This window comes from Paraburkholderia sp. J7, from assembly GCF_905220155.1.
GTDB lineage: Bacteria > Pseudomonadota > Gammaproteobacteria > Burkholderiales > Burkholderiaceae > Paraburkholderia.
Map to the genome: position 1 here is coordinate 307,115 of NZ_CAJMYZ010000005.1, position 26,088 is coordinate 333,202.

The 26,088-nt window shown below is 64.8% G+C and carries 22 protein-coding genes; 16 read left to right on the top strand and 6 right to left on the bottom strand.

Annotation, left to right across the window (positions count from 1 at the left end; genetic code table 11):
- Positions 1-30 precede the first annotated feature (30 nt).
- The 8 genes from U5A58_RS10800 (at position 31) to U5A58_RS10835 (ending at position 10,571) form a co-directional block, all read left to right on the top strand.
- The gene (locus U5A58_RS10800) at positions 31-1,611 is read left to right on the top strand and encodes an aldehyde dehydrogenase (NADP(+)) (protein ID WP_321961440.1); all 1,581 of its coding nucleotides are present in this window, start codon (positions 31-33) and stop codon (positions 1,609-1,611) included.
- Positions 1,612-1,883: 272 nt separating this feature from the next.
- A complete protein-coding gene (locus U5A58_RS10805; protein WP_233886549.1) occupies positions 1,884-2,984 on the top strand; it encodes an ABC transporter substrate-binding protein in 1,101 nt (366 codons plus the stop codon).
- Between the two features lie 127 nt (positions 2,985-3,111).
- Positions 3,112-4,191 (top strand): ABC transporter ATP-binding protein, encoded by a 1,080-nt coding sequence (locus tag U5A58_RS10810; RefSeq protein WP_321910735.1) that lies wholly within the window; start codon positions 3,112-3,114, stop codon positions 4,189-4,191.
- Complete coding sequence (locus U5A58_RS10815; protein WP_321961441.1) at positions 4,188-5,069, top strand: sugar ABC transporter permease; 882 nt, start codon at positions 4,188-4,190, stop codon at positions 5,067-5,069. Before U5A58_RS10810 ends, U5A58_RS10815 begins: the two co-directional genes overlap by 4 nt.
- Positions 5,069-5,995, top strand: a complete 927-nt coding sequence (locus U5A58_RS10820) for an ABC transporter permease (RefSeq protein WP_321961442.1) — start codon at positions 5,069-5,071, stop codon at positions 5,993-5,995. Before U5A58_RS10815 ends, U5A58_RS10820 begins: the two co-directional genes overlap by 1 nt.
- Positions 5,996-6,039: 44 nt before the next feature.
- Positions 6,040-7,791, top strand: a complete 1,752-nt coding sequence (araD, locus tag U5A58_RS10825; protein WP_158759603.1) for an L-arabinonate dehydratase — start codon at positions 6,040-6,042, stop codon at positions 7,789-7,791.
- A gap of 119 nt (positions 7,792-7,910) precedes the next feature.
- Positions 7,911-9,119 (top strand): porin, encoded by a 1,209-nt coding sequence (locus tag U5A58_RS10830; protein ID WP_321910740.1) that lies wholly within the window; start codon positions 7,911-7,913, stop codon positions 9,117-9,119.
- 261 nt (positions 9,120-9,380) lie between these two features.
- The gene (locus tag U5A58_RS10835; RefSeq protein WP_321961443.1) at positions 9,381-10,571 is read left to right on the top strand and encodes an amidohydrolase family protein; all 1,191 of its coding nucleotides are present in this window, start codon (positions 9,381-9,383) and stop codon (positions 10,569-10,571) included.
- A gap of 76 nt (positions 10,572-10,647) precedes the next feature.
- Here the strand turns inward: U5A58_RS10835 and U5A58_RS10840 are convergent, their stop codons facing one another.
- The 4 genes from U5A58_RS10840 to U5A58_RS10855 form a co-directional block, all read right to left on the bottom strand.
- Positions 10,648-11,274, bottom strand: a complete 627-nt coding sequence (locus U5A58_RS10840; protein WP_321961444.1) for a GNAT family N-acetyltransferase — start codon at positions 11,272-11,274, stop codon at positions 10,648-10,650.
- A gap of 153 nt (positions 11,275-11,427) precedes the next feature.
- A complete protein-coding gene (locus tag U5A58_RS10845) occupies positions 11,428-12,801 on the bottom strand; it encodes an NHL repeat-containing protein (RefSeq protein WP_321961445.1) in 1,374 nt (457 codons plus the stop codon).
- A gap of 270 nt (positions 12,802-13,071) precedes the next feature.
- Entirely contained in the window at positions 13,072-13,896 is an 825-nt protein-coding gene (locus tag U5A58_RS10850) for an NAD(P)-dependent oxidoreductase (protein ID WP_321935662.1), read from the bottom strand.
- Between the two features lie 69 nt (positions 13,897-13,965).
- Entirely contained in the window at positions 13,966-15,222 is a 1,257-nt protein-coding gene (locus U5A58_RS10855) for an MFS transporter (RefSeq protein WP_321910877.1), read from the bottom strand.
- Between the two features lie 555 nt (positions 15,223-15,777).
- Here U5A58_RS10855 and U5A58_RS10860 point away from each other — a divergent pair.
- The 5 genes from U5A58_RS10860 (at position 15,778) to U5A58_RS10880 (ending at position 20,450) form a co-directional block, all read left to right on the top strand.
- Complete coding sequence (locus U5A58_RS10860; RefSeq protein WP_158759609.1) at positions 15,778-16,512, top strand: ribonuclease activity regulator RraA; 735 nt, start codon at positions 15,778-15,780, stop codon at positions 16,510-16,512.
- The gene (locus U5A58_RS10865) at positions 16,509-17,471 is read left to right on the top strand and encodes an SMP-30/gluconolactonase/LRE family protein (RefSeq protein ID WP_415774205.1); all 963 of its coding nucleotides are present in this window, start codon (positions 16,509-16,511) and stop codon (positions 17,469-17,471) included. The genes U5A58_RS10860 and U5A58_RS10865 overlap by 4 nt, the downstream gene beginning before the upstream one ends.
- 37 nt (positions 17,472-17,508) lie before the next feature.
- On the top strand, positions 17,509-18,423 hold the full coding sequence (locus tag U5A58_RS10870; protein ID WP_321961446.1) for an aldose epimerase: 915 nt from the start codon (positions 17,509-17,511) through the stop codon (positions 18,421-18,423).
- A 181-nt stretch (positions 18,424-18,604) separates the two neighbouring features.
- Positions 18,605-19,294, top strand: a complete 690-nt coding sequence (locus U5A58_RS10875) for a FadR/GntR family transcriptional regulator (RefSeq protein WP_254340484.1) — start codon at positions 18,605-18,607, stop codon at positions 19,292-19,294.
- Between the two features lie 106 nt (positions 19,295-19,400).
- Positions 19,401-20,450, top strand: coding sequence for an alpha/beta hydrolase (locus U5A58_RS10880; protein ID WP_321961447.1), 1,050 nt, complete (start codon positions 19,401-19,403; stop codon positions 20,448-20,450).
- A gap of 132 nt (positions 20,451-20,582) precedes the next feature.
- Here U5A58_RS10880 and U5A58_RS10885 read toward each other — a convergent pair whose 3' ends face one another.
- Entirely contained in the window at positions 20,583-21,146 is a 564-nt protein-coding gene (locus U5A58_RS10885) for a phasin family protein (RefSeq protein ID WP_321910752.1), read from the bottom strand.
- Between the two features lie 596 nt (positions 21,147-21,742).
- Between U5A58_RS10885 and U5A58_RS10890 the strand changes: the two genes are divergently transcribed.
- The gene (locus U5A58_RS10890; protein ID WP_321961448.1) at positions 21,743-22,360 is read left to right on the top strand and encodes a cytochrome b; all 618 of its coding nucleotides are present in this window, start codon (positions 21,743-21,745) and stop codon (positions 22,358-22,360) included.
- 21 nt (positions 22,361-22,381) lie between these two features.
- Positions 22,382-23,848 (top strand): glycosyltransferase, encoded by a 1,467-nt coding sequence (locus U5A58_RS10895; protein ID WP_321961449.1) that lies wholly within the window; start codon positions 22,382-22,384, stop codon positions 23,846-23,848.
- Positions 23,849-23,876: 28 nt separating this feature from the next.
- On the opposite strand, the gene U5A58_RS10900 is transcribed toward U5A58_RS10895, so the two are convergent.
- On the bottom strand, positions 23,877-24,239 hold the full coding sequence (locus U5A58_RS10900) for a hypothetical protein (RefSeq protein ID WP_321961450.1): 363 nt from the start codon (positions 24,237-24,239) through the stop codon (positions 23,877-23,879).
- 426 nt (positions 24,240-24,665) lie between these two features.
- Here U5A58_RS10900 and U5A58_RS10905 point away from each other — a divergent pair, with 426 nt between their 5' ends.
- Complete coding sequence (locus tag U5A58_RS10905; RefSeq protein WP_321961451.1) at positions 24,666-26,072, top strand: circularly permuted type 2 ATP-grasp protein; 1,407 nt, start codon at positions 24,666-24,668, stop codon at positions 26,070-26,072.
- Positions 26,073-26,088 lie beyond the last annotated feature (16 nt).

The following is a 26,088-nucleotide window of genomic DNA, read 5'->3' on the forward strand; positions in this document are numbered from 1 at the left end:
GGCGGCGAAAAGCAATTGAACGGAGCGAACATGCAGATTACTGGAGCAATGCTGCTGGGCGCGCAAGCGGTGCGCGGCGAGGCGGGCGAGATGCGCGCCTTCGCGCCCGCGCTCGGTCAGGAGATCGAGCCGTCGTTCGGCCTCGGCGGCAAGACCGAAGTCGCGCGCGCTTGTGAACTCGCGGCGCAGGCGTTCGACGCCTTCCGCGCGGCCCCGCACGAAACGCGTGCGCGCCTGCTCGAAGCGATCGCCGAACGCATTCTCGGCATCGGCGACGCGCTGATCGAGCGCGCGCATCTCGAATCGGCGCTGCCCAAGGCGCGCCTGGAAGGCGAGCGTGGCCGCACGGTCGGCCAACTGCGTCTTTTCGCGTCGCTTGTGCGCGACGGCCGCTGGTGCGGCGCCGTGCTCGACTCGGCGCTGCCTGAGCGCAAGCCGCTGCCGCGCTCGGACCTGCGCGCGCATCGCATTCCGGTCGGCCCCGTGGCCGTGTTCGGTGCGAGCAACTTCCCGCTGGCGTTCTCGGTGGCGGGCGGCGATACGGCTTCGGCGCTGGCCGCCGGCTGCCCGGTCGTCGTGAAGGCGCATCTGGCGCACCCCGGCACCTCGGAACTCGTGGGCCGCGCGATCCAGCAGGCCGTGGCTGACGTCGGCCTGCCCGAAGGCGTGTTTTCGCTCGTCTTCGGCGGCGGCAATGAAGCGGGCGAAACGCTCGTGGCGCATCCGGCCATCAAGGCCGTGGGCTTCACGGGTTCGCGCCGCGGCGGTCTCGCGCTCTCGCACATCGCGGCCGCGCGTCCCGAGCCGATTCCGGTCTACGCCGAAATGAGCAGCATCAACCCGATGTTCGTGTTGCCCGCGGCGCTGGCCGCGCGCGGCGAAGCGCTCGCGCAAGGCTTCGTCGATTCGCTCACGATGGGCGTGGGCCAGTTCTGCACGAACCCGGGCCTCGTGCTCGCGATCGACTCGCCGGAACTCGACCGCTTCGTGAAGGCGGCAAGCGCCGCGCTCACGCAGAAGCCCTCGCAAAGCATGCTGACGGCGGGCATCGCCTCGACGTATGGCGAAGCGGTTGCCGCGCGCAAGCAGTTGCCGGGCATCGAGAACCTGGCCGAAGGCGCGAAGACGGACGCGCATTGCGCCGCGCTGCCGGTGCTCTTCAAGGCGAGCGCCGAGCAGTTCCTCGCGCAGCACGCGTTGTCGGACGAAATCTTCGGGCCGACCTCGGTGGTCGTGGCGTGCCGCGACGAAGCCGAACTCGCGCGCGTGTCGGAGCACCTCGAAGGCCAGCTCACGGCGACGCTGCACATCGACCGCGACGACTACGCGATGGCTGCACGCCTGATGCCGATTCTCGAGCGCAAGGCCGGCCGTATTCTCGCGAACGGCTTCCCGACGGGTGTCGAAGTCTCGTATGCGATGGTTCACGGCGGCCCGTTCCCGGCCACCTCGGACGCGCGCACGACGTCGGTCGGTGCGATGGCGATCGAGCGTTTCCTGCGTCCGGTCTGCTATCAGGACCTGCCGGCTGAACTTCTGCCGGTCACACTGCAGAACGACAATCCGCTCGCGCTGTGGCGTTTGCGCGACGGCGAGCTGGTGAAGCAGTAATCCCGCGAAGGCTGTCGGGAAAGCGCCTGCAGAAGCCTTGCAGGCGCTTTCTCCAAACGGATTCCGACAAGAGGCTCACAGTAGTCTCACAAAGAGCCTGACGTTGCTTGACAACTTGGTGCGTGGTTCGGCATCCTGTGTCCGGCTTGGGCAATACAAAAATGGCCGCGTTAGAACAAATTCCATAACAAATGTGAGGAGATGCGATGTTCGATGGACGCTTGAAGGCCAGCGTGCTGGCCGTGTGTGTGGCGGCCGCCACGGCGCTCGGCATGAGCGCGGCCAAGGCCGATCCCGTTTCCCTGAACATTGTCGACGTGGCCGGTAACCTGCAGCTCACGCAGAAGGCCTTCGAAGCGTTCAAGGCGAAGAACCCGAATCTCGTCTCCAATATCACTTACACGAACGCGCCCGCGCCGCAGTTGCCTGGCAAGATCAAGGCAATGCAGGCCGCCGGGCGCGCCGACATCGATCTCGTGCTGACGGGCACCGACGCGCTCGCCGCCGGCATCGAACAGAATTTGTGGATGAAGCTGCTGCCGGATCAGCAGGCAGCGCTGCCGGGCGTGCTCGACAAGTACGCGCCGGGCCCGCGCAAGATGCAGGATCTCGCGCAGGGCTATGGCCTCGAAGTGTCGTACATGCCGGCCGGTCCGCTGATCGAATACAACCCGGCCAAGGTCGCCAAGCCGCCTCAAACGCCGCAGGAACTGCTGGCGTGGTGCAAGGCGAACCCCGGCAAGCTGATCTATGCGCGTCCGGCCAACTCGGGCCCGGGCCGCACGTTCCTGATGGGCCTGCCGTATCTGCTCGGCGACAAGAACCCGCAAGACCCGATCAACGGATGGGACAAGACCTGGGCGTTCCTGAAGGAATTGAACTCGTGCGTGCCGTACTACCCGGGCGGCACCTCGGCGGTGATGAAGGAACTGGGCGAGGGCACACGCGACATGACGGTGACCGTGACGGGCTGGGACATCAACCCGCGCGCGCTCGGCATCGTGCCGGCTGACTTCAAGGTGCAGGCGTTCAACAACATGACGTGGGTGAACGACGCCCACTTCATGGTCGTGCCGAAGGGCGTGTCGAAGGAGAAGCTCGCGGTGCTGCTCAAGCTCATGAACTTCATGCTCGAGCCGCAGCAGCAGGCCATGACGTATGACGACGGCTACTTCTACCCGGGCCCCGCGGTGAAGGACGTCACGCTGCAAATGGCGCCGAAGGAAAGCCAGGACGTGATCGCGAAGTACGGCCGCCCCGAATACGCGAAGTGGCTCACGGCTTATCCGCATGTCCAGCCGCTTTCGGCCCAGGCCATGGTCGCCGCGTTCCAGAAATGGGACCGCGAAGTCGGCTCGCAGAAGTCGCAGTAACGAGAGAAAGGAAAAGGAAGACTCAGCAATGGACGGACGGTGCTTGTGTGGCTTCGCCTGGCGAGTGCCGTCCTCGATCCCTGCTCACGCAGGTTGATCTTATGGTCTTGTTGGTCAGGAACGTGTCATGAAGCATTCTTTCGATCGTCTGCGCCTCGACTCGGTATGCCGTAGCTTCACCAACGCCGAGGGGACGCAGCTCGCCGCGCTGCGCGATCTCGACCTCGACATTCGCCGCGGCGAATTCATCGCGCTGCTCGGCCCTTCGGGCTGCGGAAAATCCACGGCGCTCAATTGCATTGCCGGTCTGCAACCGCTCACGAGCGGCAGCATCTGGCTGGACGACCTGCGTATCGACGTGCTGCCGCCCGAGAAGCGCGGCTTCGGCATGGTGTTCCAGAACTACGCGCTGTTCCCGCACATGACGGTGCTGGAAAACGTCGGTTTCGGCCTGAAGATGCAGGGCGTGCCGCGCGAAGAGGCAAAGCGCCGCGCGCGCGAGGCACTGCAGCTCGTGCAGCTCGTCGGTCATGAAAACAAGCTGCCCGGCCAGCTTTCGGGCGGCCAGCAGCAGCGCGTGGCGATTGCCCGCGCCATCGTTATCGAGCCGCCGCTCGTGCTCATGGACGAACCGCTCTCGAACCTCGACACCAAGCTGCGTATTGAAATGCGCGCGGAAATCCGCCGCATTCACGGCCAGCTCGAACGCGCCACCATTTACGTGACGCACGATCAGGACGAAGCGCTTTCGATGGCGGACCGCATCGTCGTGATGAAAGAGGGCGCCGTGCAGCAGGTGGCGACGCCGAAGGAAGTCTATAGCCGGCCGTCGAATCTGCATGTCGCGCGCTTCATGGGCTTTCGCAACGTGCTGCCGTTTGCGATTACGGGCGAGCAGGGCGACCATATCGCGATGTCGTCGTCGGGCATCACGCTCACTGGCGTGCCGATGGGCGAATTGAACGGCGGCGAGATTTCGGTCGCCATGCGTCCCGAAGATTTCGAGCGCGCCAACGCAGGCGACGCCAACGCGTTCGACGTGGAAGTGGAAATGGTCGAGTACGGCGGCCGCGATTCGCTGCTGCTCGCCAACGCGCCGTTCGGCAAGCTGTGGGCGCGCGTGGAAGGCGAATTCGCAGCGGGCGAGCGCGCCACGCTGCGCGTCGCGCCTTCGCACGTGCTGGCCTATGCGGAGCGTGCGTCGTGAGCACGCTCATTGCGTCGTTGACCCGGGCGCCGCGCGATTCGCGCGGCTGGCTCATCACGCCTGCGCTCGGCTTCATCATCGCGATGTTCCTCTATCCGTTCGCTTACGGTCTCGTGCTGTCGTTCAAGCCGATGAACGGCGGCGGCATGTTCGCGAACTACCTGCAGTTCGTTCACGACCTCGCGCTGTGGCCCACGGTTTTCGTCACGCTCAAGCTGGCGGTGCCCGCGACCCTCATCAATGTCGGGCTTTCGCTGCCGGTCGCCTTTGCGCTGCGCCGCAAGTCGCCGTACCAGAAGCTCGTGACCACGCTGCTCGTGATTCCCGTCACGCTCGGCACGGTGCTGATCGCCGACGGCATGCTCAGCTACTTCGGCCCGAACGGCTGGTTCCCGCAGGCGCTGCACGCGCTGCATCTGTACACGAGCGAAGAGATCCGCCTCACGCACAACTACTGGGGCGTGCTGATCTCGCTGATCGTTTCGGGTTTCCCGTTCGCGTTTCTGCTCACGCTCTCCTACGTCACCGGCATCGACCCGACGCTCGCGCGCGCGGCGGCGACGCTCGGCGCAGGCCCGTGGCAGCAGTTCCGCCAGATCTATTTGCCGCTGCTCGCGCCCGGCCTCACGATGGCCGCGTGCCTTTCCTTCGTACAGGCGTATTCGGTGTTCCCTTCGGCGGTGCTGCTCGGCGCGCCCGCTGGCCCCACGCGCGTGATCTCCATCGCGGCTTCGGAAGCCGCGTTCGAGAGCTATGACTACTCGCTCGCCTCGACCATCGCCATCGTGATGGGCTTTGTGCAGCTGGTCGTCGTGGCCGCGATGTTGAGCGCGAAGCGCTTCTTCTACTCGGGCCCGGTGAGCGGAGGGAAAGGCTGATGACCGCACATCAACGTAACGCGGCCGGCCTCGGCACAGGTGCGCAGGCGAGCGAAGAACGTTCCACACCGGCCGCCAATGCTGCGCAGCCAAAGCCCGCTTCGCGCCTGCCCGACGTGCTCTGGAAAGTGTTCGTCTGGGGCGGCGTGGTGTTCTTCCTGCTCAACGTGCTGCTGCTGATCGCCACGGTGGGCGTGAACTCCATCGCCACCCGCTGGTTCGGCACGCCGCTGCCGCAAGGCTTCACGCTGCACTGGTATGCGCAGGCGTGGCGCGACTTCCAGCTTTCGAGCGTGTTGTGGGTGACGTTCGAAGTGGTGGGCTCGGTCGTGCTGCTCTCCATCGCGCTGGGCGTGCCCGCCGCCTATGCGCTGGCGCGCGCGCAGTTTCCCGGCAAGCGCATTGCCATGCTCGTGTTCCTGCTGCCGCTCATGGTGCCGCCCGTCACGTACGGCATTCCGATGGCGACCGCGATGTACCAGGTCGGTCTCGCGGGCACGTTGACCGGCGTGATCCTCGCGAACCTGGTGCCCGCGCTGCCGTTCGTGATTCTCGTGATGACGCCGTTCATCGAGCAGATCGATCCGAATCTGGAATCGGCCGCACGCATTTTCGGCGCGAACACGCTGCGCTATTTCCGTTATGTATTGCTGCCGCTTCTCGTGCCCGGGATGCTGGCGGCGGGGCTGCTCGTGCTCGTACGCACGATCGGCATGTTTGAACTCACTTTCTTTACCGCCGGACCCGACACGCAAACGCTGGTGGTTGCGCTGTACTACGCCGTCTTCTCGACGGGCGTGCGTGCGCCGCAATCCATCGACGCCATGGCGATGATCTATATGGCCATCACGCTTGCGTGGGTGCTGGTCGCCCTGCAGTTCGTCAGCCCGACACAGCTCGTGTCGCGCGTGAAAGAGCAGCGCTAGGCCAGCGCCGGCGGCTTTACTGGAAACACCTGGAGCAACGCAAGATGAGCAAGAAGCGAAAGACCCCCGAAGAACTGCGCAGCCACCGCTGGTATGGCGTGAACGACCTGCGGTCGTTCGGCCACCGCTCGCGCACCGCGCAGATGGGCTACAGCCGCGAAGAGTACGCGGGCAAACCGGTGATCGCGATCCTCAATACGTGGAGCGAGATCAACCCTTGCCATACGCACTTCAAGCAGCGCGTGGAAGAGGTCAAGCGCGGCATCTGGCAAGCGGGCGGTTTCCCGATCGAGCTGCCGGTGCAAACGCTCTCCGAGCCGTTCCAGAAGCCCACCACGATGCTCTACCGCAACTTCCTCGCCATGGAAGCGGAAGAGACGATCCGCTCGTACCCGGCCGACGGCGTCGTGCTGATGGGCGGCTGCGACAAGACCACGCCCGCACTGCTGATGGGCGCGATCTCGATGGACCTGCCCACGATCTTCCTGCCCGCGGGCCCGATGCTCAACGGCAACTGGAACGGCGTGACGCTCGGCTCGGGCTCGGACACCTGGAAGTACTGGGCCGACCTGCGCGCGGGCAAGATCACGGAAGAAGACTGGAAGGGCGTGGAAGGCGGCATCGCACGCTCGCCGGGCCACTGCATGACGATGGGCACGGCGTCGACGATGACGAGCGCCGCGGAAGCACTGGGCTTCACGCTGCCGGGCTTCGCCTCGATCCCCGCGCCGGACTCGCGCCACGCGCAGATGTCGGCGAAGACGGGCATGCGCATTGTCGAGATGGTGTGGGAAGACCTGAAGCCTTCGGACATCATTACGCGCAAGTCGGTCGATAACGCCGTGACCACGTGCCTCGCGCTCTCGGGCTCGACCAACGCGATCGTGCACATGATCGCGCTCGCGCGCCGCGCCGGCGTCGATCTCACGCTCGCTCAGTACGACGAAATCGCGCGCCACACGCCGGTGCTCGCGAACATCCGCCCGACCGGCAAGTACCTCATGGAGGACTTCTACTACGCTGGCGGCCTGCGCGCGATGCTCAAGGAACTGGGCGACCTGATCGACGGCACGCAGATGACCGTGAACGGCAAGACGCTCGGCGAGAACATTGCCGACGCCGAAATCTACAGCGAAGAGGTGATCTATCGCCGTGCGAAGCCGCTCATGCCGGATACGGGCCTCGCCGTGCTGCGTGGCAATCTCGCGCCGGACGGCGCCGTGATCAAGCCGGGCGCAGCGGAGAAGCACCTGCACGTGCATACCGGCAAGGCCGTTGTGTTCAAGGACTACAACGACATGGCCGCGCGCATCGACAGCGAAGATCTCGACTGCGACGAGAACAGTGTGATCGTGCTCCAGCACGCGGGTCCGGTGGGTGCGCCGGGCATGCCCGAATGGGGCCAGTTGCCGATTCCGCAAAAGATTCTGCAGAAGGGCGTGCGCGACATGTTGCGTATTTCCGACGCCCGCATGAGCGGCACGAGCTACGGCGCGTGCGTGCTGCACGTGGCGCCGGAATCGTTTATCGGCGGTCCGCTGGCACTCGTGCAGGACGGCGACCTGATCGAGCTGAACGTGCCGGAGCGCCGCCTGAACGTGCTGATCTCCGACGAAGAGATGGCGCGCCGCAAGGCCGCGTGGGTGGCACCGGAACCGCGCTTCAAGCGCGGCTATGGCGCGATGTACCAGATGCACGTGATGCAGGCCAACAACGGCTGCGAATTCGACTTCATGCAGCGTGACGGCGTGGGCGGCGCGTGCGCCAGCGCGGGCGGCGAACCCGAGATTCACTAAGGAGACACCTTCGGCAAGGAGCGCTTCAGGGGTGTTGCGCTCCATGCCGGACAGGAGGCAATGTAGCAACCAGGGTTTTAACGAGTATCAAACCACAACGACTAAAGATAGGACTACCGATGAAAAAAACTATCCTCGCTTCCGCGCTTGGACTCGCGGCGCTGGGCGCACACGCGCAAAGCAGCGTCACGCTGTACGGTATCGTCGATACCGGTATTGGTTATCAGAGCAGTTCGGCGAAGCTCGGCAGCAATGCCGGCGGCGCTTCCGTTGTCAAGATGGTGCAGGGCGTGTGGGCCGGCTCGCGTTTCGGCTTCAAGGGTAGCGAAGATCTGGGCGGCGGCACGCGCGCGATCTTCCAGCTCGAAGAAGGCTACAACTCGGCAACCGGTGCGCAATCGACCTCGGGCCTGATGTTCAGCCGCGCGTCGTGGATCGGTGTCGCGAACGCGAACTACGGCACGCTAACGGCTGGCCGCCAGTACGCGCCGTATTACACGCTGCTCTCGCCGTATAGCCCGACCACGTGGCTGACCGGCGCATACGGCGCGCACCCGGGCGATATCGACTCGATGGACACGATCTATCGCATCAACAACTCGCTGGTCTATACGTCGCCGAACATCGCGGGCCTGACCGTGAGCGGCATGTACGCGCTGGGCGGTGTGGCGGGCGCGACCGGTGCAGGCCAGTCGTGGAGCCTGGCCGCGCAGTATCTGCATGGTCCGGCAGGCATCGCAGTGGGCTTCGAGCGCCTGAGCAACGCGGCGAACGGCGGCGGCCCGTGGGATGCGAACTCGACGGCGAACAGCGCCGGCGAGCCGGGCGTTTCGGCGCTCACCAACGGCTTCCAGTGGGCGCAGACGCAACAACGCCTCGCCGTGACGGCCGGCTACCAGTTCAGCTCGCAGTGGGACATTTCGGTGGCCTACTCGAACGTTCAGTACATCCCGGGCGTGAATTCGCACTTCGGCGACACGCAGATCTGGAACACGGGCGGCGTCGTGCTGCACTACAAGCCGATCACCGTGCTCGACCTCGCGGCCGGTTTCGCGTACACGCGCGCGACCAAGGCCAACGGCATCCAGAGCGCCGCTTCGTACGCACAGTACAACATGTCGCAGTACTACACGCTCTCGAAGCGCACGGGTATCTACTTCGTCGAAGCGTACCAGCGCGCGGGCGGCCAGACGCTGGGCACGCCTAGCGCGACCGGCGCAAGCAGCATCATCAACGCGACGGCCGACATCGGCGACGGCCAGAACAGCGCGCCGTCCTCGTCGCGCAGCCAGGTTGCGGGCGCGATCGGTATCGTTCACCGCTTCTAAGTCTTTTCACGCTCCGAAAGCAGTATTTTCGGCGGTGCCGGGTTTGCCCCGGCGCCGCCGTTTTTTTTGTGGGGTGGGAATCGCTGCACAGCCACGCCGCTCATTGACGCTGCTGGCCGCCCGCTGCGTCAAAAGTCAAGACGAGATATGCTGGAGCCACATGAAACTTCGCTATTGGCTAACCGTCTTCGTCGCGATCAGAGGGATTCAGCGCACACTGGTCACCCGTATCTCCGGCGCCTTAGAATCGGCACGACATTCATGACTTCCTCACTTCATCTCTCCAACGTTCGCCTGGCCGATGGCCAGCGCGTTTGCGTCGCGGTCACCAACGGCCGCATCGAGGCAATCGGACCGCATGTCGCCGCACAACCGGGCGTGCCGGTCGTGGACGGCGGCGCGGCCTTGCTCTTGCCGGGTTTCGTCGAAGGTCACACGCACCTCGACAAGAGCAACTGGGGCCGCCCGTGGTATCGCAACGAGGTCGGGCCACTGCTCACCGATCGCATCTCCAACGAGCGCGAATGGCGCAAGACGTCGGGCCACGATGCCGCTGCGCAGTCGCTCGCGCTGTCGCGCGCATTCGTGCAGGCGGGCACGACGCGCATGCGCACACACGTCGATATCGACACCGACGCGCGTTTGCGTTATCTCGAAGGCGTGCTCGCCACGCGGCACACCATGCGCGATGTCCTCGACATGCAGATCGTCGCGTTTCCGCAGTCGGGCATGCTGATCCGGCCGGGTACGGTCGAATTGCTCGACAGCGCACTGGCGGCCGGCGCCGACGTGCTCGGCGCGCTCGACCCGGCGCTGATCGACCGCGGCCCGGTGGCCTCGTTGAATGCCACGTTCGAACTGGCGGAGCGCCATCGCAAGCCGATCGATATTCATCTTCATGAGCCCGGCGAGGTTGGGGCGTTCACGCTTAAATTGCTGCTCGATCGCGTGCAGGCGCTCGGCATGCAAGGCCAGGTCGTCGTGAGTCACGCGTTTTGCCTGGGTGCGTTGCCGGAGCGCGAGCGCGACGCATTGATCGAGCGCATCGCGCAACTGCGCGTGGCCTTGCTCACGAGCGCTCCGCCTTCGTGCCCGGTTCCGCCGCTCAAACTGTGCCGCGAGAAGGGTGTGACGGTGTTTGGCGGCAACGACGGCATTCGCGACACGTGGTCGCCGTATGGCGTGCCCGACATGCTCGAGCGCGCCATGTTGATCGGCCTGCGCTACGACTTGCGGCGCGACGACGATATCGCGATCGCATTCGATTGCGTGAGCGATGCCGCCGCGCGTGGCTGCGCTTTCTCCGACTATGGCCTGCGCGCGGGCGCGCGTGCGGACCTCGTGGTCGTGGAGGCGGAGAGCGTTGCGCATGCTGTCGTCGCGCGGCCAAAGCGCAAGCTCGTCGTCGCGAATGGACGCGTCGTCGTGCATGACGGCGAGTTGACCATATGAACAAGCGGCAGGACGTTCAGTATGTCGATGGGCCGATCGAGCACGGTTGCGTGATCGACGATGGCGCGCAGAACCATCAAATGTCGCGCCACTCCATCTCAACTATCTGGCGGCCATCCAGGTCGTTGATCCGAAATCTGTCCAAAGATTGAAAGCCGTTTCGCTGATAGAACGATAGCGGCGGTCCTGTATGGCACCAGAGACGGATTCTCGCAGCATGCGAATCTGCTCTTGCCCATGTGACGACCTGTTGCACCAGCAAGCTGCCCAATCCTTTTCGTCGGTGAACCGGATCGACCCAAAGGCCCCCGACGCTATATGCGTCATCGTCCTTTTTAATGCCGAAAACGAAAGCGGCAACGCTTTCAGGATGCTCGACGAGGAACATTCGGGACCCCGCCGGCGTCGTGACTATGCCGGCGCAGGTATCCCAGTACGCGTCGTCGCGAGCGCTGGCGTCTTCCACACTCTCCCAGTAAGACTGAGGGTCGCAAGCAAGCGCCCTCAAACGAAGCGCCTTCAATAAACGCCATTCGTCTCGCTGTAGGCATCTGATTGTGAACTCAGAGGGGGGCACGGCAAGACCTCGCGCGGGCGTGCTTTTGGGGTCGGTCACGACGTCGGCGTATTCCACCGGCAACGTTGGAATAGTAAAACTCACAATACCAGGCTCATCAACGAAAATTCGCGAAAGTTGCGCCAAGCCTGCAAATCAATCACCGATACGACAGTGCTAGCCTGATGCGCACTTTCCGTTGACGGGCCGAGTCGTCCACGCGCGCATGCCGTGGACGAATACGTCCGGAAGTCGCCAAACCGCTTATCGAGAACGGAACCCGGCCTGGCCAACGATTCGCTACTTGGCTGCGGCCGCTGGCGTGAGGAGGCGAATTTCGCTGTTGCTGTAGTCGCTGACGTAGAGATTGCCGTTCGCATCGACGGCCACGCCGGTCGGGCCAGCAAACGAGGCAGCGGTTCCAATGCCGTTAGCTGAGCCGCGCGATCCCGAACCTGCGATCGTCGCGACGTCGCCGCTGGGCGTAATGCGGCGAATCGCATAGTTCATGGTGTCGCCAACGTACAGGTTGCCGCTCGCATCGAACGTCACCTTGTACGGCAGGTGGAATGACGCAGCGGTGCCGTTACCGTCTGCCGCGCCGGCAGTCGTGCTTCCGGCAAACGTTGTGACGACGCCTGATGCCGTGACTTTGCGGATCTCGTTGTTCGAGGAATCCGCGACATAGATGTTGCCGCTTTTATCGACCGCCAACCCAAACGGCGTGTTGAACGATGCAGCGGCGCCCGCGCCGTCTGCCGAACCTGCAGTTGGCGATCCCGCGATGGTCGTGACGACGCCAGCGGAAGTGACTTTGCGGATCTCGTTATTGACGGTGTCCGCGACAAAGACGTTGCCGCCCGTATCCACCGCTACCCCAAACGGGGAGTTGAACGAAGCGGCCGTGCTCGTGCCGTCGGCCGAACCCGCAGTTGTAGACCCCGCGAGGGTGGTGACGACACCCGCAGGCGTGATCTTGCGGATCTCATGGTTGAACGTATCGGCGACATACACGTTGCCCCCCGCATCAACCGCGAGGCCGTTAGGACCATTGAACGAAGCCGCTGCACCCGTGCCGTCGGTCGCGCCTGCGGCGCCAGACCCGGCAAGCGTGGTGACGTTCCCTTCGGGCGTGATCTTGCGGATCAGATTGTTTCCTGTGTCCGCCACATAGACGTTGCCCGCGGTGTCCACCGCGACGTCGTCAGGTAAATCAAACGAAGCAGCGGCGCCTATGCCGTTGGCCGAGCCGCGCGCGCCGGAACCCGCGAATGTTGCGACATCGGCTAGAGCCGTCGCGCACACGATGTCCACGTTGGACACATTGGCTGTCGCGGTTCCGCTGCCGTTGCTCACCGCGCAATATTGCCAGAGAGGCTGCGTGCCAACAGTCACGGCGTAGGCAGCGTTCAAGGCGACCGGCGCGGCGAAGGTGAAGGCGCCGGAAGCGGCCAGCATCAGCAGATCGGTTCCGTTGTCCAGCAGAGTCAGCTTTGCGTTCGAGGACAGGCCGCTAACGGAACCGCCGATGGTATAGGAGGCAGTCACAGGGGCTGCCGCCGAGGAACCTGTTTTTGAGGCAGTCGAACCGCCCCCGCCGCAGGCGGCAAGCAGCAGGCACAAGACAGAAGAGGCGGCCGTTGCGCGCGACGTTGAAGTTGCAGGGTTGATCACAGGGTTGGATGCGTTGTTATTTGTTGGGTGTACCCGATAAGGTCGCCAAGGGCGTGCGCTGTCGACGAGCGTTCGCTGTTTCCAGTCATGTGTCGACGCAGTTCCCGTGACGCTGCCAATCGCGGCGTGATTCTCTGACTAACGGCGCAGCAGCGCAATTTCTTGAGTCGGAATCGTTCCCGTTGACGCGATCTCCCCGAAAATCCGCGAAGAACCAAAAAAAAGCGCCCGCATGGGGCGCCAAAACGCAAACACCGGAGAAGCGGCGTTTCACGAATGTTTGCCGCGCTTGTCCACCGGCGTGAAATCGAAGCTGGCGAAACTGCCGCCTTGATAGCGCTGCGCCGTGGCGTCGAGCGGATTCTTTTGCGCGAGAATTTCAGCGGCCCAGTCTTCCGAGTTCTGCTTCGGCTCATAGCCGAGGCGCTTCGCGTCGTCGTTTGCGCCTTCCTGAATCCAGTAGCTGCGCGTGTTGTTCGACACGCCCCACACCACGGCAAAGCCGATCTCATCCACATTGATCACGCGATCGACGAGATGGAACAGGTCCTCGTGGCCAAACCACGTGCTCAATTGACGGAACTCCGTGGGCTTCGGCAGGCAGCTGCCAATGCGCACGTTCACGGTCTCGATGCCGTGCTTGTCCCAGTACAGGCGCGCGAGCGATTCGCCCCATGCCTTGGAAAGACCGTAGAAGCCGTCCGGGCGGAACGCGCAGTCGAGCGTGAGCTTTTCTTCCACGGGGTACATGCCGATCGCGTGATTCGAGCTCGCGAACAAAATGCGTTTCGTGCCGTGGCGGCGCATGCCTTCGTAGACTTCGACGAGGCCGCGCAGGTTGTTTTCGATGATCTCGGGCAGCGGGCGCTCGACGCTCGTGCCGGCCATGTGGATCAGCACGTCCACGCCGTCGAGCAGGCGGTCGACCACGGCGGGGTCGCGCAGGTCGCCATGCATCACGTCTTCGCCCGCGACGAGCGGTTCAAGCGGCTTCGAGCCGGCCGCGCAACGCAGGTTCACGCCGCGTTCGAGCAGGCCCTTGCGCAACACGGTGCCGAGCTGGCCGGCTGCGCCGGTCAATGCAACTTTCTTCACTGTGATTGTCCTCACGTAGAAATGCCGAAAGCCGGCACCCTCGCAGGCGCCGGCCGGTGAACAGGGCGATCAGGCCTTCACTTTATGCGAGGACTGAAGCGCCGGGTTGGCCGCGTTGTCGTTCTGCTCGTTCGAGATCAGTCGCCATGCCACGCAGGCGCCGATGATGTCGAACAGCATGAGGCACACGAACAACGGGTTATAACCGATGGTACTGGCCACGATGCCGACGATGAGCGAGAACACCGTCGCGCCGAGGTAGCCGAACATGCCCGAGAGACCCGTGGCCGTGGCGACTTCGTGCTGGCCGAACACGTCCGAAGCCAGCGTGAACAGCGCGCCCGAAATGGTCTGGTGTGCGAACGTGCCGACGCAGAAGAGGGCGATGGCAGCGTACGGGCTCGCAACGAGGCCCACGCAGGCCGGTCCGATCATGAGCAGCGCGCCGGTCGTGATGACGAGCTTGCGCGAGGTGATGAGCGAGCAGCCGAACCAGCGGATGAACAGCGGTGCGAGGTAACCGCCCACCAGGCAGCCGAGGTCGGCGGCGAGGAACGGGATCCACGCGAACAGCGCGATTTCCTTCAGGTTCATGTGGCGCACAGTGACCATGTACAGCGGAATCCACGCGCCGAAGGTCTGCCATGCCGGTTCCGCGAGCATGCGCGGAATGCCGATGCCCCAGAAGCGGCGCGTCTTGAGCACTTCCTTGAACGAGGCGCGGCGGCCTTTGGTCGACTTCTGCGCTTCGGTCTGGCCTTCGCGGATGTAGTCGGCTTCTTCCTGCGAGAGCCGCGGGTGTTCGGCGGGCATCTTGAAGAACACGAGCCAGAGCGCCACCCAGATGAGCGCGACGCCGCCGGTCAGCACGAACGCGAACTGCCAGTTGAACTTGAGAATGCACCACACGACGAGCGGCGGAGCGAGCATCGCGCCAATCGAGGTGCCGGTATTGAGCCAGCCGGTCGCGACCGAGCGCTCCTTGGCCGGGAACCATGCGCTGATGGACTTCATGCCGGCCGGGAAGATCGCGGCTTCGGTCATGCCGAGCATGCCGCGGAAGACTGCGAGTGCGGGCCAGCTGCCGGCGAGGCCGTGCAGCATATTGGCAATGGCCCACCCGAACGCGAAGATCGCGAAGCCGATCTTGACGCCCACGGAGTCGAGCACGAAACCGGCGACCGGCTGCGCCAGGGCATAGCAGGCCTGGAAGGCCGTGACCACGTACGAGTACTGCTGCGTGGTCATGTGAAGCGTTTCAGTCAGCGTGGGGGCGGCCACCGCGAGCGAGCTGCGCGCGAGGTAGTTGAAGATGGTGCCGATCATGATGAGGCCGATGATCCACCACCGCACCCCCTTGATTGTCTTGCGTTGCACTGCTCGTCTCCTGCTGTTGGCGGGCTCTGGCGTGAAGCTGTGCCGGAAGGTGAGCCCGAATGGCTGTGTTTCTGTGCGTGGCGTCCGTTGGTAGCCTGGTAGCCGCGTTGCTGGTCTCCCGCTGGCCGGGATGAAGGGCGGTGCCGGTGCGCATCGGGCCCTTCATGTAAGACATCATTCTATTTGGAGCAAAGTTGTAAAGCAAATATTGATGTGCTGGGGGTTTCCCTAGTGTGAAGTCGGGGTCGGACGCCCGCGGAGGCTTCTGGGCGCGGGTTTCTTGACCTGGATCGTGTTGTCTCCTGTCGCGCGCGCCGAATTTTACGATGTATTTCGCGCCTGTCCGAAGGCTGGTCGTCATACATCCTCGTGCGGGCCGCAGGGCAATGGCGGGTTGACAATTTCCGTGTTGTATTACAACAATGCGACCCATCCGCTCGACAGTTTTTTCGAGCCGCCGCCCGCGCCACGCGCCCCACGACACACGACAACGGACGAGACACGATGAATTCCCCCGCCATCCCCGTGAGCGACGCCGCGCTCGAACAACTGCGCCACGTTTCCAACGCCACGCTCACCACGCAGCTCTTCAAGCGCGGCCTGCGCAATGTCTTCCTGCAGGGCGTGAAGCCGCTCGCCGCACCGGCGCCCGGCGCGCCGAACCTGGTCGGCCCGGCCTTCACGATGCGCAATATCCCGGCACGCGAGGACCTCGACCAGTTGAGCGCGTTCCAGAACCCCGAGCATCCGCAGCGCAAGGGCGTCGAGACCGTGCCCGCGGGCGCGGTGCTCGTGCAGGACTGCCGCGGCGTGACCGACGCCGCCTCGATGGGCTCGATCCTCGCCACGCGCATGAAGGTGCGCGGCGTGGCCGGCATGGTCTCGGACGGCCCGGTGCGCGACAGCGCGACCATCGCGGCGCTCGGCATTCCGGTGTTCTGCGCGGGCGCCTCGGCGCCGCTCAATCTGTGCAAGCACCACACGGTCGATCTGAACGTGCCGATCGGCTGCGGCGGCGTGGCCGTGTTTCCGGGCGACATCATCGTCGGCGACGCGGACGGCGTGGTCGTGATTCCGCGCCATCTGGCCGAGGAAGTCGCGCGCGACGCCACGGAGCAGGAAACGCTCGAACGCTTCATTACCGAGCGCATCGAGGCGGGCGCGGCGCTGCCGGGCACCTATCCGCCGAACGAGGCCACGCTTGCCGCCTACGAAGCCTGGAAGAAGGAGCAGCGTTGAGCACGCAGCAGGAAGTGACGGTAGACGCTGTGTCTACGCCGCCGGTGCGTGCGCTCGAAGCGAGCGATGCGCGCCGCTCGTCGGTAGGCGAGTGTCCCGTGTGGCGCGCCGAGGAAAGCGCGCTTTACTGGGTCGATATTCCCGCGCAAACGCTCGTGCGTTACGCGGTCGATACTGCGCGCCGCACGGAGTGGGCGCTGCCGGAGCGCATTGGGTGCTTTGCGTTTGCGCGCGATGGCGGCGTGCTTGCGGCGCTGGAAACGGGACTTTTCGCGGTGACGCTGCACGAACCGCTCGCGACTGCGCGGGCAGGCGAGGTGAGCGTGCGGCCGCTCGCGAGCGTGGCGCACGAGGCCGCGCGCATGCGTTTCAACGACGGCCGCTGCGACCGCCAGGGCCGTTTCTGGTCCGGCACGATGGTGCAGGACGCGGCGGAGCCGAACCCGGCGGGCAAGCTCTATCGCTACACGGCGCAAGAAGGCTTGTCGGCGCCGGTGGTCGAAGGCCTGTGCACGCAGAACGGCCTCGCATGGTCGCCGGACGGCCGCACGATGTATCTCTCCGATTCGCATGCGTCGAGCCGCCTGATCTGGGCGTTCGACTACGACATCGACAACGGCGTGCCCACCAATCGCCGCGTGTTCGCCGATCTGCACGACTACACGGGGCGCCCCGATGGCGCGGCCGTGGACGCCGACGGCTGCTACTGGATCTGCGCGAACGACGCGGGCCGGTTGCTGCGTTTCACGCCCGAAGGGCGGCTCGATCGCAGCGTGGCCGTGCCGGTTGCGAAGCCTTCGATGTGCGCGTTCGGCGGTGCGAATCTCGACGTGCTCTACGTCACGACGATCTGCCCGCCGCAAACCGGCGAGCAGGACGGCCTCGTATTCGCTATCGACGCCGGTGTGCGCGGCTTGCCCGAGCCCGACTTCGCGGGTTCACTGCGCGCGGTTGCCTGACCCTTGCCCCAGACTTTTGCTGATTAAGCGACACGATATGCCGCAGTTTCAGAACCAGGACGTCGTCGAACTCGAGCGCGGCGCTTCGCGGCTGCTGCTCGCGCCGCAGGCCGGCGGGCGTCTGCTTTCGTGGACGATCGGCGGCGCGCCCATCATCCATTGGCCCGACGCGCCGGACTGGAGCAAACCGGGGCTGATCCGCGGCGGCAATCCGCTACTGTTTCCGTTTATCGCGCGGCAGTGGGTGGATGGCCAGGTGGGCCGGTGGCGCGACGCGCAGGGCGTCGTGCGGGAGATTCCGCTGCACGGCTTCGCGCGCGATTTGCCGTTCATGGCGCAGATCGAGCCGCAAGGCGACGGCGTGCGCATGACGCTTGGCGACAGTGCGGCGACGCGCGTGATGTACCCGTTCGGTTTTCGCTTCGAGGCCGCCTACCGCCTTGCCGACGAAACGACGCTCGACGTGGAACTGACCACGACGAACACGGGCGACGCCCGCATGCCGTTCTGCGCGGGCCATCACTTCTATTTCGCGCTGCCGCACGCGCAGCGCGGTGAGACGACGATCACGCTGCCGCGCAACGTGCATCGGCGTCAATTGCCGGACGGCACGACGACCGCGGCCGCGCCGGGTGCGACGCAATACCGCTTCGACGACGCGCAGATCATCGACCGCTTTCATTGTCTCGACGGCGAGCCGGAGGTGCCGGTGCGTATCGAAATGCCGTCGCAGCAGCGCGCGATCGAAATCGATCTGCGGCGGCCCGGATCGGCGTCGTGGTATGCGGTGACGACCTGGACGCTCGCGCCCGATTCGGACTTCTACTGCGTCGAGCCGTGGCTCGGCCTGCCCGACGCGATTCATACCGGGCTCGGCCTGCGCTGGCTGGAGCCGGGACAGACACAGAAAGCGGAGTTGCGCATCCGTGTGAGCGCGCTGCGACAGGGCTAAGCAGTGCAAAAGCGGGACCGGCCGTAAATTGGCCACAAAGTGGTAAAGCGGGCCGCAACGGGCCCGAGCGGGCTGAAACAGCCGCAAAACGGGGCTTGCCGGGGGCGCAAGAGCGCTATCGGCCCGCCATATGACTTACAATTGACGACACTCCTGACAACCCAAAGTGCACCGTCCGATCATGTCTGAGCAGAAAGCGCCGAATATGCCGGCGCGGATTTACAGCGACATCCTCAATCGCATCATCGAAGGCGAGTACAAGGAAGGGGAGCGCCTGCCGACCGAGCACATGCTCGCGGAGCGCTTCGCGACCTCGCGCCCCACGGTGCGCGAGGCGCTCGCCCAGCTGCGCGCGGACGGTATCATCGCCACGCGCCACGGTTCGGGCACGACGGTCATGCGGCGCCCCGATCCGGACGTGCGCCGCTTCGCGCCGCTCGAAACGCTGTCGGATATTCGCCGCTGCTACGAATACCGCGTGGTGGTCGAAGCCGGGGCGGCCTCGCTCGCCGCGCAAAAGGCGGAAGACGAAGACATCGCCGCGATCCAGCGCGAGTGGGACAACCTGCAGACCATCATCGAGACCTCGGGCATTGGCGCGAAGGACGACTTCGCGTTCCACATGGCCGTCGCGCGCGCCTCGAAGAACCAGTTCTTCATCACGGCGCTTTCGGGCATCCAGGAACAGATGGTGTTCAGCATGAACCTGTCGCGCAACCTCTCGCTCGTGAAGTCGATCGAGCGGCAGCGCCTCGTGCAGCAGGAACACCTCGAAGTGCTCGAAGCCATTCAGGCGCGCGACGCCGAGCGCGCAGCGACCGCCATGCGCGCGCATCTCGAGCGCGCCGTGAACCGGATGTTCGGCTCCTGAGCTTTCTTGCCGGCTTGTCAGGGCGGCGCGCGTGCCGCCCGTACGCGCTCGCTTGCTTCTCCTCTCGCGCGCTTCCCTTTGGCTGAGATTCGCGGCGAGTGCCTTTATGCATTCAAACGTTGTGCGGCGACTGGCAGTGGCGCTCGTGGCGAGCGTGCTCGCCGTTGCATCGGCATTCGCGCAGGCGCGTCCCGTGCGCCCCGTCAGCGTGATCGCCGACGCGCGCATGCCCGTCGATACCCCGCAAGGCCACGCGCAATTTCCGCTGTATGTGAGCGCCGACTGGAACACGCCGCAGCCTGCCGTGCTGCGCGCGGTGATCATCGTCCATGGGCGGCTGCGTAACGCCGATACCTACTTTCGCACCGCACAGCATGCGCGCGAGCGAGCAGGCGTCGATCCCACTAGCACGCTGCTCGTTGCGCCGCAGTTTCTCGCCACCGACGATGTGAGCGCGCACCACGCGCCCAGCGATCTCCTGAGCTGGCGCGGCAACGCGTGGATGGCCGGATCGAACGCCAGGAGCGGGGCGCCGGTGAGTTCATACGCCGTGCTCGACGACATTGCGCGGCATCTCGCCGACCGGCGTCTCTTTCCCAATCTGAAAACGATCGTGTTTGCGGGGCATTCGGGCGGCGCCCAGGTGTTGCAGCGCTACGCGATCGCCTCTCGCGCGGACGCGCTTGCCGCCAAGGGGATCGACGTGCGTTTCGTGGTGGCGAGTCCGTCGTCGTACGCGTATTTCGATGCGCAGCGGCCCGACGCGAACGGCGTGCCAGCGGCATTCGACGCCTCGCGCTGCGCGGCCTTCGACCACTGGAAATACGGTATGGAGAACCGGCCCGCGTTCATCGCCGACCGCACGCCCGCGCAGCTCGAAGCGGATTACGTGAAGCGGCGCATCGTTTATCTCGTGGGCGGCGATGACGACGACCCGGCCTCGGTTTCACTCGACAAGCGTTGCGCTGCGCAGGCGCAGGGCGCGCAACGCGTGGCGCGCGCGCAGGGGTTCTATCGCTACCTGCAATCCCGTCACACGGACGGCTTGAACCAGACATTTCACGTCGTCCCTGGCGTGGGGCACGACGGCGCGCGCATGCTCACGTCGAGTTGCGCACTGGCGACGATGTTCGATACGGCAGGCTGCGCGCCTTGACGGCTCACGCGGCGTCGCGCCGAGCCGAAAAAACAAACGGGCGTGAACCTCGCATTGCACGAGGTTCACGCCCGTTTTCAGTCCAGCCGGCGGCGGGTGTTGCCGCCGCCAGCGGAAAGCGAAGCGTAACGCTTAAGCAGCTTGCTTGGTAGCGCGTGCCGACGCTTGAGCGACGGCCTTCGTTGCGGCCTTGCCGGCGGCGTCGAAGTTGCTTTCCGCGAATTCCACAGCCTGCTTCGCAGCCTTGTTCACCGACGAGTACGCGTTGTTGGCGGCGCTCAGTGCCGACTTGATCGCGGCGACAGCGGCTTCCGAGCCGGCCGGCGCATTCTTCGCGGCGTTGTCCACGAGCGTTTCGAGCGCGCGCTGCTGCGTTTCGTACTGCGACTGGGCGGCGGTAGCGAATTCGGCTTGCGCGGCCGAGACGATGCCGTAGACGCTGCGGCCATAGGCGAGCGCCTTTTCAGCGGCGGGCTGGGCAAAGCCGGCCTGCACGGCGAAGAAGCCTTGCGGGTCCTTGGCCGAAAGCGCGCGCTGGGCGTGTTCCTGACCTTCGGCGAACGCCGAGCGGGCCGTTTCGATGTTGAGTTCGGCGAGCTTGATCGCGCCTTCGAATGCCTTGCTCGTCAGGCCGAAGAGGGCCTCGAGACCGGCTTTCTGGTTGGCGGCGAATTGTTCGGGGGTCGGCAGGTTCATGTCTCTTTCCTTTAGATGGACGCTACGCGTCGGTTTCGGTTACGAAATAAACTTTCGGTTCGATCACCGGTTCGCGCAGAGAAGGTTTTGTGCGATGCAGCAATCGACTTCATGGTAACCCATCCATAAATCGTGTCAAGAAGTTTTTTGTGCGTCGCAACAATTATGTAAACGCCTGATTTTGGGTGGGAATTTCCAACAGGGCGGCTCGCAACGTCTGCAACGACAAGCAGCGCGCCTGAATGGCGTGGGCAGGCCTGTGCGCGAGCGCGTGTTTGGCCACTGGAAGACGATCGACACCGAAGTGGGGGCGGCCAGATCGAAGCTCGGGCTGCGAACGACCCGGAACCGTCTTCACGACCGATCCGGCTTCTCCTGTGCGCCACGTCATTTCACCGGCGCTACATGACGGTCGACCACCGCCAAACTGGCAGAACCGCCATCTAGCGGATTCTGCAGCGTCAGGGACGAGGGGGCATAATGCGCGGGTCGCTGTGTGGGCAGCATTGCGCAACCCCGCCGGCGTGCCACGCGCGGCCGGAATAAATGTGCCGCGCCGTGCGTTATCCGTACTGATCCGCAACGGCCAAGCCCACGTGAAAACCTCCCTTTCCGCCGAATCCCCGTTTGTCGATGCCGCCGCCGGCGCGCAGAAGTACACGCGCGTTGCCGTGCTATTGCACTGGTTGATCGCGCTACTGATTCTCACGAACGTCGCGCTGGGCCTGACCGCCGCGCTGCTGCCCGACGGCGCGTTATCGGATACAGCCATCCGCTTCGTCATCGACACGCACAAGTCGATCGGCATTACCGTGCTCGGGCTGGCGATCCTGCGTGTGCTGTGGCGTTTCACCCATCGCCCGCCGCCGCTGCCCGCCGAGTTTCCAGGCTGGGAGCGCGCGTCGGCCCACGCCGCGCACGTCGCGCTCTACGTGCTGATCTTCGCGATGCCGCTCTCTGGCTGGCTGCACGACTCCGCCTGGGTCGCCGCCGCATCGCATCCCATGTATCTCTTCGGCCTCGTGCAATGGCCGCGCATCGGCTTCATCATGAATCTCGATGCGGCCACGAAGGAACAGTTGCACAGCCAGTTCGGCGCGCTGCACACGGCGTGCAGCTACGCGCTTTATGGCGTGCTCGCGCTGCATGTGGCGGGCGCGCTCAAGCATCAATGGATCGATCGTCATTCGGTGCTGCGCCGGATGATGCCGTGAGCAACACGAGAAGGGTACGACTTGAAAAACACGCTTGAAGAGGCGCTCGCCCGCACGTCGCCGCGCCTCGTGCCACCTCGCACGCCGTTCGCGAGCATTGCGATTCATCTGGGCGTCATGGCGCTCTGGTTCGTGCTGTTCGCGCGCGCGTTCTTCCTGCAAGGCGTGGTGGCGTGGTCCACCGGCATTGCCTATGTCGTCTACGACACGGTGTTGCTGCTGTTCGTCGCCTGGAAAGCGCGCGTGCTGCTTGCGCCTGCGGTGACGCCCGCCGCCGCAGGCGAGGCGAAGCTGCCGACGCTCGGCGTGATCGTCGCCGCGCACAACGAAGCGGCCGTGCTGCCGATCACGCTCGACGCGCTGTTCGCGCAAACGCGCGCCCCGCAGCAGATCGTGATTGCCGACGACGGCTCGAGCGACGGCACGGCTGCCTTGCTCGCGCAGCGCTATGGCCTGGCCGATCCAGGCGTTGGACAGATGAGCGCACCTTCACCGCAGTATCCGAACCTGCGCTGGCTGAAGCTCGCGCACGGCGGCAAGGCGCGAGCGCTCAACGCGGCGTTGCTTGCAATCGCAACGGAAACGGTCATGACCGTGGACGCCGACACGCTGCTCGAACCCGACGCCTGCGCGGCGATGGCGAGCGCATTTGGCCGCGAGCCGGCGCTGGTCGCAGCGGCGGGCCTGCTCACGCCGGTTTGCGACCATACGCTCAGCGGGCGCTTTTTCCAGTGGTTCCAGACCTACGAGTACATCCGCAATTTCATCTCGCGCTTCGCGTGGATGCGCGCCGACAGCTTGTTGCTGATCTCGGGCGCGTTTGCCGGCTTTCGCCGCGATGCCGTGATGGCCGTGGGCGGCTTCGATGCGGATTGCCTCGTGGAGGACTACGAACTGATTCACCGCTTGCGCCGTTACTCGGCGCGCAAAGGCCTCGGCTGGGACGTGCGCGTGCTCGGCACGGCCCGCGCGCGCACTGACGCGCCCGGCACGCTCACGACCTTCCTGCGTCAGCGCCGCCGCTGGTTCGCGGGCTTCCTGCAGACGCAGTACTGGTATCGCGACATGACCGGCAATCGCCTGTATGGCAAGCTCGGTCTCATGATGCTGCCCGTGAAGGCGTTCGACACCGTACAGCCCATCTATGGACTGACCGCGTTCGCGCTGTTGATCGGCTTCTTGTTCGACGGCCGCTTTACGATCGTGCTGCCGGTGCTCGGCGTGATCGTCGGCAAGATCGCGATCGACCTCGCGTTTCATATGTACTCGGTCCATCTTTACCGGCGCTGGAGCGGCGACCGCACGCACTCGAGCTTCGGCATGGCGTTCCTTGCCGCCATCTTCGAGCCGTTCTCGTTCCAGTTGATGCGCCACAGCGGCGCGGCGCTCGGCTGGCTGCATTTCCTGCTCGGGCGGCGCAAGTGGGGCGTGCAAAACCGCACGGGCCTCGCGGCGGCGCGCAGCCGCGAGAGCGCGGCGTCGCAATGAACCGATTTCCGCGGCGTTCGGATTGCTGCTACGCAAGTTCCCACGTTAACCGGCTGCGCCAGGCGTGCGGCGCCGGTTTTTTGCTGGCTTGCGGCAGCGTTGGGCCTGCCGCATCCATTTCCAACGAAGCGAGCAAATAGCGCTGGACGCTGGCAAGTTCGGCGTCGTGCACGCGCACATCCACGACGTTCTGCACGCCGACGGCGACTTCCGCTGGCGCACGCAGTACGGTCATCAGCACGGTGGCCTCGCTCGGCATGAGCGCAGCGATCATCGTGAGCGGATCGGGGCGTCTCGCCACCGCGTACTGCTGTTCCCCAAAGCCGAAGCACAGGACCGTGGCGCCGTCGAGGCCGCACGGCAGCAATGTACGCGCGCGCTGGGCCATCATCGGCTACAGGGTCGATCGCGGCGGACAAGGGGCCGCCCACGTTCGTGCATGCGCCGAGCATGAGCACGAGCACGCCAAACGCTTGCCACACAGTGAATTTCGTAGGACGCTCGTTCAAGCAGGTCGCTTCGGTCATGGGGGACCAGGGCGCGTTCAGTCGCCCGTCGTTCCTGCATATACCGTGCCGCGTAAGCGCGCTGCACCAGCGTGAAGCGCAAATGTGACACAGCATTGACATGCCCTGTTTCGATACTGCCGATCATGCCCGAGTTGCACCAATCGAGCGCATGAAACAAGGCCCGATCGCGATGGCATACGCCTTGCTTTTTAGCCTGTACCGCAGCGCGCAATGCCTCTCGCGTCAATCATGAGACGAAACGAGGCAGCGCCGCTGACGCAGTTGCACTCACGCGCGAGAACGAACCGATGCAAGTCCATGACGAAATGCGCGACGAGGGCGCGGTGCGCCCGCACTACGAACGCTTCCAGCAATGGCTGGAGAGGCAGACTGGCGAGACGATGGCGCGCAAGCGCGCCGAGGCGGACCTGTTGTTCAGGCGGGTCGGTATTACGTTCGCGGTGAATGGCGATCTCTCCGGCACCGAGCGTCTGATTCCTTTCGACCTGATTCCACGCATCATTCCTGCAGACGAATGGGCTTTGCTCGAGCGCGGATTGCGCCAGCGCGTGCAGGCGCTGAACCTGTTCCTGCACGATGTCTATCACGAGCGCAATATCGTGCGCGCCGGTGTGATTCCGGCGGAGCAGGTCTACACCAATGCGCAGTACCGGCCGGAGATGCAGGGCATCGACTTGCCGCTGGGCGTGTATGCGCATATCGCGGGCATCGACATCGTGCGCGATGGGCGCGATGGCGCGTTCTACGTGCTCGAAGACAATTTGCGCGTGCCCTCCGGCGTCTCGTACATGCTCGAAAACCGCAAGATGATGATGCGGCTCTTTCCCGAGTTGTTCGTCCAGCACAAGGTGGCGCCGGTTGCGCACTATCCTGATCTGCTGCTCGATACGCTGCGCTCGGTGGCGCCCGAAGGCGTGGACGATCCGACCGTGGTGCTGCTCACGCCCGGCATGTACAACTCCGCGTATTTCGAGCATACGTTCCTCGCGCAGCAAATGGGCGTCGAGCTGGTGGAGGGCAAGGATCTCTTCGTAGAGGATAACTACGTATTCATGCGCACGACGCAGGGACCGCGCCGCGTGGACGTGATCTATCGGCGCGTGGACGACGATTTTCTCGATCCGCTGGCGTTTCGTCCCGACTCCGCGCTCGGCGTGCCGGGGCTGCTCACGGCGTATCGCGCGGGCCGCGTCGTCCTCGCGAATGCCATGGGCACGGGCGTGGCCGACGACAAATCGATCTACCCGTATGTGCCCGACATGATCGAGTTCTATCTCGGCGAAAAGCCGATCCTGAAGAACGTGCCGACGTGGCAATGCCGCCGGCCTGACGATCTCGCATGGACGCTCGAACATCTGCCGGACCTCGTCGTGAAGGAGGTGCACGGTGCAGGCGGCTACGGCATGCTCGTCGGGCCCGCTTCCACGCGCGACGAAATCGAGGCGTTTCGCGCGCGGTTGCTCGCGCGGCCAGGCAACTACATCGCGCAACCCACGCTGTCGCTTTCCGCTTGCCCGACTTTCGTCGAGGCGGGCATCGCCCCACGTCACATCGATCTGCGGCCCTTCGTGCTCTCCGGCAAGACGATCCAGATGGCGGCCGGCGGCCTCACGCGCGTGGCGCTCAAGGAAGGTTCGCTCGTCGTCAACTCGTCGCAGGGCGGCGGGACCAAGGACACCTGGGTGCTCGAATGATTTCCATTGCCATGAT